Source organism: Nostoc sp. CMAA1605 (assembly GCF_021596505.1).
Taxonomy (GTDB): domain Bacteria; phylum Cyanobacteriota; class Cyanobacteriia; order Cyanobacteriales; family Nostocaceae; genus Trichormus.
On sequence record NZ_PJIZ01000178.1, the window covers coordinates 1 to 11,679 of the forward strand.

The following is an 11,679-nucleotide window of genomic DNA, read 5'->3' on the forward strand; positions in this document are numbered from 1 at the left end:
TCGATGTAATAACCCCGCAAGGTTAAAAAATCATCGCAAACCCAAAGCGCATCAAAAGCAGAGTCATAATCTTGCAACTCATAAAAGTGATGAAAGATTTCTAAGTATTCTTGAACATCATCTTTTGTTGTCCAAGGGGGTTGTTTGGCAATTGAGCGATAATAATCAATAGCTCGTTGATGCACCTCTGTTTGATCGCCTGCTTTATACCGCACATACTCCCACACCACAGGCTGAAACCCAAATCGCCGTTTCCCATCGAGTTGTTCTACCAACAAAGAACGCTTCACCAGATTCCGCAATTCTTTCTCAATCTCTGGTTCTGCATTTCCTGGCAACACCGCCACGGCTGCTGCACTATCAACCGCACCACGATAGACACTAATATTCTGCAATAACGCCTTTTGTAACTCACTCAATCTCGCAAAACTGGCATCCAATACCAACACCATCCCCACATTTTCCCGGCGATGCACACCTACCACTTGGGGATCTGTCAACAACTGCCGCAAATTCCCTAAACCTAAATCTGCTAATCTGCTTAAATTCGGGTCTTGTGAATATTCTTCCTTTAATAAATCTGCTACCAATCTCAACAGTAGGGGATGCCCATCTACTAATTTGACAAACTCTTTTAAATCCCCTTTAATACCCAATGCTGTTAACAGTGCCACCCCTTCTTCTACTTGTAAACCTCTCAGAGATAACCATTGAAAGCCTTTTAATTGTGGTCTTTCCCTGGTGGTGACTAATACCTTACTATTACTACCAGATTCCACCCATGCTTGGAAAAACTCACCGTAAAATAAACTTCCCCATTGCCTATCAGGTTGTAATAACCTTTCTAGGTTGTCAATAATCAGTAAAAATTGCCCAGAACGCAAGCAATTAACTAACGCTTCTACTAACTGCGCTTCTTGTTCTGGCACACGAAAGCCGAACTGTGTTAATACTTCTCTGGCTAAATCGCTAAAACCTGCCCCATTACTGACATCTGCCCAAAATCGCTTGGGGAAACCTGCAATTTCATCATAAATTTTCGTCGCCAGTGTTGATTTACCTGTACCACCGATGCCTTCTATACCAATTAAAAAGATATTGTCATCAGTTAACCATTGCTGTATTTGGGCAATTTCTGTGCTTCGTCCTTGCCAATAAGCCAAACTTTTACCGGGATTCCCAGCTTTGAGAACCCCCGGCGATTCTGCTTTGGTACTGCGTTCTAGCCACTCCACTATTTCTTGCTGTGCAGTACCAAAAACAGCAATGTGGTTAATTACTTTGGGCTGTTGATATTTCTGCTAAAGTCATAGTTTGGCTGATTAACATCACCTGCTGTATTTACCTGTATACTTTCGTCGTAAGCTTGAGCGTTGAGGCTGACAGAGCCATCATTAGATTTTGTTTCTTGCAAAATCTTGGCGATTTCCTCCGCCAGTGATTGATCAGCATCCAAAATCTTTTTGAGTTGCACTTGCAAACAGGTTCTTAAAGCTTCATCCTCTGGACTTTGAGCGACATCTGTAGCAGCTTCTTTGGCGGCTTCCTTCGCCTCTACTTTAGGCTGTAACTTAGCCCAAATCGCCTTAGCTTTATTCCAAACATCCACACCGACTGCTTGAGCAGCTCCTTCTGCGACTTTATAGCCTTTCTCAGTCTAGTGAAGTACAATAACAACAATGAGTAAACCAATTAAAAATATCATCTAAAGAGACTTGGCTAAAAGCAGTTTCAATTGCTATTACTAAATCTGGATAACTCCTAGCACCGATAGAACGGAGTGCATTCTTAATCTTTGACCAACAATTTTCAATGGGTGAAAAATCAGGAGAATACGGTGGTAAATAAATCAACTTAGCTCCAGCAGATTCGATGAGTTTTTCAATATCCCCACCTTTATGAATTGAGCAATTGTCCATGATTACATAATCACCTTTCTTCAGTTTCGGAACTAGTTTTTGCGAAATATAAGCCTCAAATGTTAGACCATCAGTCGCTCCTAAAATACTGTATTGGCTAACGACTCCTCTCAAACCAATTGCACCAATTATCGAAACATTTTTACTACGTTTTTGCGGTCTTTGACCATGCGCTCTTTCACCTTTTTTGGCACGAGCAGACTGTCTGTCCAAAGATAGATTCGCTCCGGCTTCATCTAGAAATATCAGCTTTTGGGCTGGTATTCCTCGTATTTGTAGCCAAAACTGTAATCTTAACGATTGAACTCTTGGAGTATCTTTTTCTGCGGCGTGCAATGTTTTTTTTTAAGCTAATTTCCATCCTCTTTAACATTCTGTCTACTGTCGAAATTCCAATGGTTATTCCTGTTTTTTGTTTGAGTAGCTCCCGAATTTCTGATAAAGTGGCATCATTTTTGGCTTCTACTATTTCCTGAAGCACATTCAATTGCTGAGAGTTTAGCTTTGGTGGCGTTTGTTGTGTTCTGACTTTCGGTGCGATATTTCCTGTTTCTCTATACTGTTTCAGTAATTTCTCTATAAATCCTAAAGTTACACCAAATCTTTCTGCTAACTTTCGTTGTGATATTCCATCTTTTAAATATGTATCCAGTATCTTTTGACGCAAATCGAGGGAATATGCTTTCATTTTTACCCTAGACTAGTATGTACAGCTTTATTTGCTCAATTGTACTTCAGCAGACTGGGAAAGGCTATACCACCCGCATTCAGCAGAAATGGTAGACAAGGAGCGAGCAATTTTACTACTAAAGCGATATCCATAAATTTACGAGATTAACTACAGTTAGTTATACAAGCTCATGTTAGCGTATTTATATATACATCACAATTTCAGCCAGCATTAGATTTTTTTAGTTATATATTCTGTGGTATCTTCGACAGAACACATGAACTATGCCAGTTTAAACAATCAATATCTACTGAATACCAATTTTTGACAGATGCAACTAGCAGAAATTTTAGCCGAATTAGAAAACAACACTGGAACTTTTCCTAGATTAGCTTTAGAAAGAGCTATTGAAGAACGAGAAGCTATCACTCCTGTATTATTATCGACCTTAGAAAATTTGAGTAATAACCTCGAAGAGTTATTAGCAAAAGAAGACTATATTTTCCACATTTACGCCTTATATTTACTCGCGCAATTTAGAGAACCTTTAGCATACCCTGTAATTATTAAGTTTTTCTCAGTGCCGGGAGAAGCGACATTAGACATCACTGGAGATGTAGTCACTGAGGATTTAGCCAGGATACTAGCTTCTGTTAGTGGTGGAGATATTGAGCCAGTAAAACAACTAATAGAAAATCCCAACGCCGATGTATACGTTAGAGGTGCTGCTGTAGGTTCATTATTAGTGTTGGTAGCTCAAGGAGTTATTTCTAGGGCAGAAGTTATAGAATATTATGGCAAATTATTTTCTACCTTAGAGAGAAAAGATTCTGATTATATTTTGACTGATTTAGTAAGTAATAGCGCGCTAATTTGTGCTGTTGAACTGAAGGAAGAAATTGATAAAGCTTTTGCAGAAGATTTAATTGACTTATGGTTTATTGATGAAGATGATGTCAATGATGCTTTAGAAATTGGCATAGAAATGTCTATAAAGAAACTGCAAGAAAATCCACATTATTCATTTATTGAAAGTGTGATTTCCGAGATGGAAAACTGGTCTTGTTTCCAACAGCAACAAACATCACAAGGCTTTGATGATAATTCGATTATCCCAGAAATTCTTACTTTAATAAATACTAAACAATCTAAAACTAAAGCTAAGTCTAAGAAGAAAAGAAAAATGCAGGAACAGTCTCGTAAAAAGAATCGCTCTCAGAAAAAATAAACAGCATAACTTAAGTAGCCATCATGAACTGCGTACACAAGAAAACATGAAAAAGTCTTTCTCTTACACCCCTATACCCTTATACCCCTACACCCCTTTTTCAAGTCAGGAGGATGTGTTTCCCACTGTATACCTGCCAAAAACATGAACAAGAAAGTATACAAGAGTCTGAAAACGCACAATCTCGCTAATATAAGTAATGTTATTTATATACATTAACTAAATCTTGTTAATGTGTTTTTATATCCAACAGTGTGCTGCGTTTGATACTAATATCCTCCATAAGATATATTGACGAAAACGATAAGTTTTTACCCACACACTCTGGCTGTAAATACTTATGGTTGGCAGATTTGGCATCGCTTACTTACAAAAAACATATGATTGTTGATATTAGCTTTACGACAACTTCATAAAGCTAGAGTTTATAAAAACAATGAGTAAAGATACTGTTTGGACATGGCAGTGTTTACTATGAGGTGTTATATATTATCGAGAGATTAATCAAGGCTAGATGTAAGTAATTTCACTGGAATAAAAATGTCAGTACAGCTAATAATATCTGAGCATTCCAGGGTAGAGGTGAGTAAAGAGCAGGTTTACTCAGAACTACAGGGAGAAGCAGTCATACTGGATATCAAATCAGGAGTTTATTATGGTTTGAATCAAGTAGGGGCTAGCGTCTGGAATCTGATTCAAGTTCCCAAAACGGTGAAGGAAATTCAAGCGGCTTTATTGCTGGAGTATGATGTAGAACCGGAAATATGCGATCGCGAAGTTAGGGTTCTACTAGAAGATTTAGCTGCTAAAGGATTGATCAATATTCATAATGACGCGCCTGTTTAAGTTTTTGCGCCTTAGTCATTGCGATAGGCTACGCCTCGCCGTAGGCGATCGCTATTTGTTGATTAAGACTTTGATTTTATTGGGTTTAGTCAATGGGGGATTATGGTTACTACCATTTAGCATCCTACGACGGATTCTAGATAGGATAGGTCAACCAAACCCTAAAGCCTCACTAACTCCTGTGCATAAAATTATTTGGGCTGTTGATGTCAGCACTAATTTTATACCAGGAGCGAAATGTTTAGCCCGTGCTTTGACTTGCCAAGTTTTGATGAATCAACGGGGTGATGCGCCGGAACTCCGCATAGGAGTTACCAAAGATGAGGAAGGAAAACTCAAAGCTCATGCTTGGCTAGAACACCAAGGAAAAGTGATCATAGGCTATTTGAGTAATCTGTCATCCTACACACCCTTGCCAACTTTGCCGAGGAGTTTATTATGAGTGGGATTGTGGGGATCTACCATCTCAATGGAAAACCAGTAGACCGTGAACAACTCACCCTAATGGTAGATGCGATCGCTCATCGTGGTCTAGATGGGGCAGATATCTGGTTTTCTGAGTCTATCGGTTTGGGTCATCGAATGCTGTGGACTACTCCTGAGTCTTTGCAAGAGAAGTTACCCATGCTCAATTCCACGGGAAATTTAGTTCTCACAGCCGATGTGAGAATAGATAATCGCGATGAATTAATCTCTGCATTGCAAATTCAGCATTATCCCGCCGAAAAAATCACCGATAGTTATTTAATATTAGCCGCCTATGAAAAATGGGGTGAATATTGTCCCAGATACCTCATTGGTGATTTTGCTTTTGCAATTTGGGATCAGCATCAGCAGCAGCTATTTTGTGCTAGGGATGCAATGGGAGTTAAACCCTTCTATTACTATAGGTTTGGGCAAACATTTATTTTCGCCTCTGAAATTAAAGCTTTGTTGACCTTTCCTGGTGTCCCTTGTCAGATTAACGAAGCAATGGTTGCAGATTATCTGGCAAAAATCCTCTTTTGTGGTCGCAAAGAAGACTCATTCTACAGTGAGATTCGAGAACTCAGAGCCGCAGAAAGTTTAATTATCAATCCCCATCGAACTGAAATTAAGTCCTATTGGTCTCCTGATTTAAACTATGAAATCCGATTATCTTCAGATGAGCAGTATGTAGAAGCTTTTCGAGAAATTTTTATTGAAGCTGTCAACTGTAGACTGCGGAGTGCTTTCCCTATCGGTTCAACCCTTAGTGGTGGTTTAGATTCCTCATCCATTGCTTGTACAGCCAGACAACTATTAGCTCCTGGAGGTAGACACAAATTACATACTTTCTCAGCCATCTTTCCGAGTTTGGCGGAAATCTCACCCAAAATTGATGAACGTCCCTACATGGCGGCGGTTTTAGCTCAAGATGGCTATCAACCTCACCACGTCCATGCAGATCAATTAAGTCCTTTGATGGATGTAGACCAAGTTTATTGGTATGGTGAAGAACCCATCCCCGCACCAAATTTCTATATGGATTGGGCTGTATTTAAAGCTGCATCCGAGCAGAATGTGCGAGTCCTATTCACAGGTATTGATGGTGATACGACAATTACCTATGGATTTCAATATTTATCGGAGTTAGCTGCTTCTTTCCAATGGCTGAAATTGCTCGAAGAAAGCAAAACTTTAGCCAATGTATGGCGCAAATCAACCCGTCATGTCTTTTGGAACTACGGTTTGAAATCAGTTGTTCCAGAACCAGTTGTGGGAGTCATCCAAAGAGTACGCGGTAATTACCAAACAGATAATTATTTAACTGAATCTCTCAGCTTACTCAATCCAGAATTTGCCCAACAGGTAAAGATGGCGGAACGCATTCAAAGCGAAACAGTGAAATCTTTAATGGATCAAAAATCTTCCATTTCTGCGAGGGAAGCACATTGGCTATCACTGAATAATGGCTCAGTCCGCTATGCTTTGCAATGGTTAGATAAAACCGCCGCCGCCTTTGGTTTAGAAGCTCGTCATCCATTTTGCGATCGCCGTTTGATCGAATTTTGTCTAGCTATCCCCTCCAGTCAAAAACTACACAAAGGCTGGACACGCTCAATTTTACGCAGAGCAATGGAAGGAATTTTACCCAGGGAAGTACAGTGGCGACAAGGTAAAGGTAATCTTGGTGCTAACTTCCGTCTGAGACTTTTGGGAGATGAAAAAGCCACTCTAGAGCAAGTTATTTTTCAAGAATCCCATCTGATAGAAAAGTATGTAAATATACCTGCCCTTAAAACAGCATATTCTCGTTATATTGCTGAACCTAATACCGCAGATGCAGAATCAGTAGATATTTTCGTTGCTGTCAACTTAGCTTTATGGATGAAGCAATCAGGAGTGACCGCAATCTAGTAATACATTCACTCTCAGGAGAAACATGAAAAATTACGAATTAGCCACTAGGGGTTTTATTTAAAACCTCTAGTGATTAACAAAGTCACTCACTTTTGAGGAACTTACGCAATGAATAAGAAAGTTTGGATAGCCCCTGCTGTCAAAATTTATGGCAACATCGAAGCCATTACAGAGCAAGTTAAACCCAAAAAATTGGGCAGTTCTGACGATTTCGGTGTTCCCGGTGTGAGCGATCCCTAGTTATATCTAGCTAGTAGTCTGCCAAGAGAACTTTGCAAGGTTAATAGCAGCAAAAAAATCTCTTTCTCCCCCTGCTCCCCCTGCTTGCCTTAGCCTAGCAATTTTGGATTGGTGAACTACTAGGATGGCTTGACTAAGGTATCGCACATCCCTATGATGATGAGCGTGTTTCCCTAATTAACGTGCAAATTCACTTAATCTACAAACAGGAGTAGAGTTCATGAATAAGAAAGTTTGGACAGCACCTACTGTCACCGTCTACGGCAATGTTGAAGCCATCACAGAACAAGTAAAGCCTAAAAAACTAGGAGCATCTGATGACTTTGGCGTTGCTGGTGTAAGTGACGCTTAGAGGAATCTGTCTGAGGATGACTCGCTAATTTTATCCCCAGACAAACTTCCTAGACTGATACCGATTCCCTATCCAAAATTAAGCGCGTCAGATGTAGTTTGGTGGTGCAGACTCACATCTGTAGCTTGATTTTGGAGAGTTTGGTATGAACGTGTTTCAATCATAGCTATCACAAGCCCCAAGAGCAACTAAGATTGATCTACAGTTGTCTCTTGGTGCTGCATTGCATATATCAAAAATAATTTCACAATGTATAAATACTGGGCGTATGGTTTAGGCATACATTCCAATATCGTTTTACCTGAGCTATTAGAAGCTGATACCGACTGTGATATTACTGTTACGGTTAAAAATAGTAGCTTGGGATATGTTGAACCTCTCCAGGCGAGAGAATATCTACTAGTTTCACCACAGGAAACAATAGTTGCAATGAAAGGTGTAGGTATCTTTCACATTATTAATGGTAAGGAAGTGATTGTTACTCCCGCACCCAATGCAGACCAAAGACTGATGCAGTTGTGTTTGTCTGGTAGCGCGATGGGGATTTCGCTTTATCAACAGGGATTTTCACTGTTATTACACGCTAGTGCAGTTGCAGTTGATGACCAAGTGATCTGTTTTCTGGGATATTCTGGTGCGGGTAAGTCTTCCGCCGCCGCCGCTATGCTGGCGCGTGGTCACAAGATTGTTTCTGATGATATTGTTCCTGTGATTTTAGATTCTCCAGTTAAGGTATTACCTGGCTATCCGCAAATGAAGATGAGTCCAGAAGTGGCTACTACCTGCGGGTATGATTTAGCATCGTTGATTTATTTGCATCCTTTGTTGGGTGAGTATGCTTATCGTTGTGAGGAGGATTTTCACTGCAAGCTACAACGCTTGCATAGTCTGTATGTGCTTGTGGATAGTGATGACTTGGTAATTGAGGAAGTGCAGAGGCAAGCAGCTATCTTAGAATTAATTACTAATTCCTATGGAATTCGTTCTCTACAGGAAGCTATTAATCGTGAACAGCATTTGACTCAGTGTGTGGAAATACTTAAGAGTGTGCCGATTTATCGGTTACAAAGGCCTCGTTCTTTACCTTTGTTGTCTGAGGTAGCGAGGTATGTAGAGGATCATGTGCGGTGTGGAATGGGGAGTTTTCAACACAAAGGGGCGCGGAGGTTTCATGAGGGTTTTGAGAAGGTTATATGATAGGCTGCGTGTTTTGCCTGCGTTGCGTTTAGTTTGGCAAAGTAGTCCAAAGTGGGCGATCGCTCGTACACTACTTTTAGTGATTCAGGGTATTTTACCTTTAGTATCTATATATATAGCCAAGCTGATTATAGATACGGTGGCTGCTAGTTTCACAACTGCTGATAAAGTCGCTATTATTAATCAGATTATCTTTCTAGTTATCATTGCTGGTGTTGTAACTATTACAACGGTTATTTGTAATGCCTTGGCTGAGTTGGTTAATAATGCCCATGCTCAGAAGGTGACAGATTATATTCAAGATATTCTTCATGCTAAATCTATAGCGGCTGACCTAGAATACTACGAAAATTCTCACTACTATGACACGATGCAACGGGCGCAACAAGAAGCTCGTTATCGTCCGCCTTTAATTATTAATCGGTTGGCGCAATTAGGGCAAAGTAGTATTTCTTTGTTGGGGATGATTGGTTTATTGTTATCCTTACATTGGTCGATAGCTGGGGTGTTAATTGTGATTTCTCTTCCAGCTATGTTTGTGCGGGTGAAATATGCGCGGGTGATGTATGACTGGCGACGCAAAAAAACATCGATGGAACGGCTATCAGAATATTTAGGTTGGATATTAACATCAGAGCAATTCGCTAAAGAAATTCGTTTATTTAACTTAGGAGACTATTTTGGTAAATGGTATCTCCGCATTAGAAAACAAATCTATCAAGAAAGCATTGCTATTGATACTAGAAAAGCTATTGGTAATTTTATTGCTCAAACTATCTCAGGTGTTGTAGTTTTAGGTGTATTTACTTTTATTATTTTTCAAACTATTCAAGGTGTCTTAAAACTAGGGGATTTAGTCTTATATTCTCAAGCATTACAGCGTGGAGAAAGTGATATTAAAAATTTGTTGAGTAGTATGTCTGCTCTCTACGAAGATAATCTATTTTTAGCGAATCTCTACGAATTTCTAGAACTCGAACCCAAGTTAGCTGACCCTATAAATCCCGTGCCTTTTCCTCAATCTATTAAAACTGGTATTATCGTGCAGAATGTAGGGTTTAAATATGCTAATAGCAGTCGTCAAGCTATTAAAAATGTCAGCTTGACTATTAAACCAGGTGAAGTTGTAGCTTTAGTGGGTGAAAATGGTTCAGGTAAAACGACATTAATTAAACTTCTGTGTCGATTATATGATCCTACTACTGGTTCAATTACTATTGATGGTGTTGATATTAGAGATTTTAAAATTGCGGAATTACGCCGTGAAATTAGTGTGATTTTCCAGGACTATGCTAAGTATAATTTTACTGCTCAGGAAAATATTTGGTTTGGCAACATTGACTTACCACCAGTAGCAGAAAGTATTATGGCTGCGGCACGACGTTCTGGTGCTGATGATGTAATTTCTAAGTTACCGCAAGGTTATGATACTACCCTGGGGCAACTATTTTCTCAAGGGGAAGAACTGAGTATTGGTCAATGGCAAAAAGTTGCTTTAGCTAGAGCGTTTTTAAGAGATTCCCAATTAATTGTTCTAGATGAACCTACTAGTGCAATGGATGCTAAAGCTGAGTATGAAGTGTTTGAAAAATTCCGCCAGTTAATTAAAGACCAATCTGCTATTTTAATTAGTCATCGTCTGTCTACAGTGAAAATGGCCGATCGCATTTATGTGATGGACAATGGCATGATTGTAGAAAGCGGCACTCATGACCAACTCATGGAGATGAACGGGACTTATGCTTATTTGTTTGCAACTCAAGCACAGCAATATCTGATCTAGGAGTCAGCAGCAAGTTCCAATCAAAATTTCAAGAAAGGGTGTAAGGGTGTAGGGGTGTAGGGGTGTAGGGGAAGAAAATAATGTTTCTTCTATATTTTACTGATGCGTATTTGCCTAGAAGCTTTCAAGCCAAACGCTCAGTTTTGAAAATGATAGAATCAACAATACAAGCTTTCTCAACATCAGAGGATTGATATCCGTGAAACTCGAAGACTTAGAGCAACAACTTCTCGCCCTCAGCCCTAGTGAAAAAGTACAGGCGATACAGTTACTTGCTCAAAGTCTTGGTGGTAACTGGCAAGGAATTGAGAGAACCCCTAAAGTTTGTGGGGGCGAAGCGCGCATTGCTCACACTCGTATTCCCGTCTGGGTGCTTGTGGAGGCTCACCGTATGGGATACAGTGATGCTGATTTGTTGACGAGCTATCCCAGTATCACAGAGGAAGACTTAGCTAATGCTTGGGCGTACGCAAAAGCGTATCCTGATGAAATCGAACTAGCAATTGAGCGAAATGAGGTAGCTTAGTCAATGGCTCGCTTTTACGCGGATGAGCAGTTTCCGTTTCCAGTCGTGGAATTACTACGCACTTTAGGACACGATGTCTTGACAGTTCAGGAAGCAGGAAATGCAGAGCAAAGCATTTCTGATGAAGAGGTATTGATATTTGCCATCGGTCAAGAGCGAGCCATACTAACTATCAATAGAGATGATTTCATCCGTCTGCATCGTCGTAATTCCCAGCACTTCGGCATTGTTGTTTGTACCAATAATCGTAACTGGGAACAGTTTGCGAACAGGATAGATGCAGCTGTAAGAACAGAGGTAAATTTAGAAGGGAAACTACTTCGCGTGGTACGTCCTGCTAATTGAGATGAAACAAGTGTAATTTTTTAGTAGTTAAACAGAATTAATGATAAATATGGTTTCCCTGTTACCTGTTTCCTGGCTTGCTAATCTACTACTTTGAGTAATCCTCTTTTGATGCGGTCAAATATTTGATTAATTTGTTGTAGTTCTTTTTCGTTGAGGTCTTCTTTAGATAGGAGTGTAGACATAAGTAC

General features: G+C 39.8%; 13 protein-coding genes. 10 read left to right on the forward strand and 3 right to left on the reverse strand.

Annotated features, from left to right (window positions below):
• The 3 genes from CV014_RS29485 to CV014_RS29495 form a co-directional block, all read right to left on the reverse strand.
• Nucleotides 1-1,235 (reverse strand): NB-ARC domain-containing protein (locus tag CV014_RS29485; protein ID WP_236145251.1); only part of this gene is annotated, 1,235 nt, incomplete at its 3' end.
• A gap of 41 nt (nt 1,236-1,276) precedes the next feature.
• On the reverse strand, nt 1,277-1,609 hold the full coding sequence (locus CV014_RS29490; RefSeq protein WP_236145252.1) for a hypothetical protein: 333 nt from the start codon (nt 1,607-1,609) through the stop codon (nt 1,277-1,279).
• A gap of 43 nt (nt 1,610-1,652) precedes the next feature.
• Nucleotides 1,653-2,607 (reverse strand): IS630 family transposase gene (locus CV014_RS29495; RefSeq protein ID WP_236140973.1). Its coding sequence is split into 2 segments (ribosomal slippage): nt 1,653-2,265 and nt 2,264-2,607, totalling 957 coding nucleotides; the frame shifts between segments, so codons are not numbered across the junction.
• A gap of 313 nt (nt 2,608-2,920) precedes the next feature.
• Between CV014_RS29495 and CV014_RS29500 the strand changes: the two genes are divergently transcribed.
• The 10 genes from CV014_RS29500 to CV014_RS29535 all read left to right on the forward strand — a co-directional run bounded on the left by CV014_RS29500 (nt 2,921) and on the right by CV014_RS29535 (nt 11,488).
• Entirely contained in the window at nt 2,921-3,817 is an 897-nt protein-coding gene (locus CV014_RS29500; protein ID WP_236145253.1) for a DUF1186 domain-containing protein, read from the forward strand.
• A 540-nt stretch (nt 3,818-4,357) separates the two neighbouring features.
• Nucleotides 4,358-4,663, forward strand: a complete 306-nt coding sequence (locus CV014_RS29505; RefSeq protein WP_236145254.1) for a PqqD family peptide modification chaperone — start codon at nt 4,358-4,360, stop codon at nt 4,661-4,663.
• Entirely contained in the window at nt 4,647-5,105 is a 459-nt protein-coding gene (locus CV014_RS29510; protein WP_236145255.1) for a lasso peptide biosynthesis B2 protein, read from the forward strand. The genes CV014_RS29505 and CV014_RS29510 overlap by 17 nt, the downstream gene beginning before the upstream one ends.
• Before the next feature lie 8 nt (nt 5,106-5,113).
• Nucleotides 5,114-7,042 (forward strand): lasso peptide isopeptide bond-forming cyclase, encoded by a 1,929-nt coding sequence (locus CV014_RS29515; protein ID WP_236145256.1) that lies wholly within the window; start codon nt 5,114-5,116, stop codon nt 7,040-7,042.
• Between the two features lie 111 nt (nt 7,043-7,153).
• Entirely contained in the window at nt 7,154-7,285 is a 132-nt protein-coding gene (locus CV014_RS30300; protein ID WP_268964972.1) for a hypothetical protein, read from the forward strand.
• Nucleotides 7,286-7,505: 220 nt separating this feature from the next.
• A complete protein-coding gene (locus tag CV014_RS30305) occupies nt 7,506-7,637 on the forward strand; it encodes a hypothetical protein (RefSeq protein ID WP_264082501.1) in 132 nt (43 codons plus the stop codon).
• Nucleotides 7,638-7,886: 249 nt separating this feature from the next.
• A complete protein-coding gene (locus CV014_RS29520) occupies nt 7,887-8,834 on the forward strand; it encodes a hypothetical protein (RefSeq protein ID WP_236145257.1) in 948 nt (315 codons plus the stop codon).
• On the forward strand, nt 8,809-10,617 hold the full coding sequence (locus tag CV014_RS29525; protein ID WP_236145258.1) for an ABC transporter ATP-binding protein: 1,809 nt from the start codon (nt 8,809-8,811) through the stop codon (nt 10,615-10,617). Before CV014_RS29520 ends, CV014_RS29525 begins: the two co-directional genes overlap by 26 nt.
• A gap of 199 nt (nt 10,618-10,816) precedes the next feature.
• On the forward strand, nt 10,817-11,143 hold the full coding sequence (locus CV014_RS29530) for a DUF433 domain-containing protein (protein ID WP_236145259.1): 327 nt from the start codon (nt 10,817-10,819) through the stop codon (nt 11,141-11,143).
• A gap of 3 nt (nt 11,144-11,146) precedes the next feature.
• Nucleotides 11,147-11,488, forward strand: coding sequence for a DUF5615 family PIN-like protein (locus CV014_RS29535; RefSeq protein WP_236145260.1), 342 nt, complete (start codon nt 11,147-11,149; stop codon nt 11,486-11,488).
• Nucleotides 11,489-11,679 lie beyond the last annotated feature (191 nt).

Excerpts from the sequence above, each read along its gene's own strand:
- CV014_RS29500 (WP_236145253.1), top strand. The coding sequence starts at position 2,921 with ATGCAACTAGCAGAAATTTTAGCCGAATTAGAAAACAACACTGGAACT.
- CV014_RS29505 (WP_236145254.1), top strand. The coding sequence starts at position 4,358 with ATGTCAGTACAGCTAATAATATCTGAGCATTCCAGGGTAGAGGTGAGT.
- CV014_RS29510 (WP_236145255.1), top strand. The coding sequence starts at position 4,647 with ATGACGCGCCTGTTTAAGTTTTTGCGCCTTAGTCATTGCGATAGGCTA.
- CV014_RS30300 (WP_268964972.1), top strand. The coding sequence starts at position 7,154 with ATGAATAAGAAAGTTTGGATAGCCCCTGCTGTCAAAATTTATGGCAAC.
- CV014_RS30305 (WP_264082501.1), top strand. The coding sequence starts at position 7,506 with ATGAATAAGAAAGTTTGGACAGCACCTACTGTCACCGTCTACGGCAAT.
- CV014_RS29520 (WP_236145257.1), top strand. The coding sequence starts at position 7,887 with ATGTATAAATACTGGGCGTATGGTTTAGGCATACATTCCAATATCGTT.
- CV014_RS29525 (WP_236145258.1), top strand. The coding sequence starts at position 8,809 with ATGAGGGTTTTGAGAAGGTTATATGATAGGCTGCGTGTTTTGCCTGCG.
- CV014_RS29535 (WP_236145260.1), top strand. The coding sequence starts at position 11,147 with ATGGCTCGCTTTTACGCGGATGAGCAGTTTCCGTTTCCAGTCGTGGAA.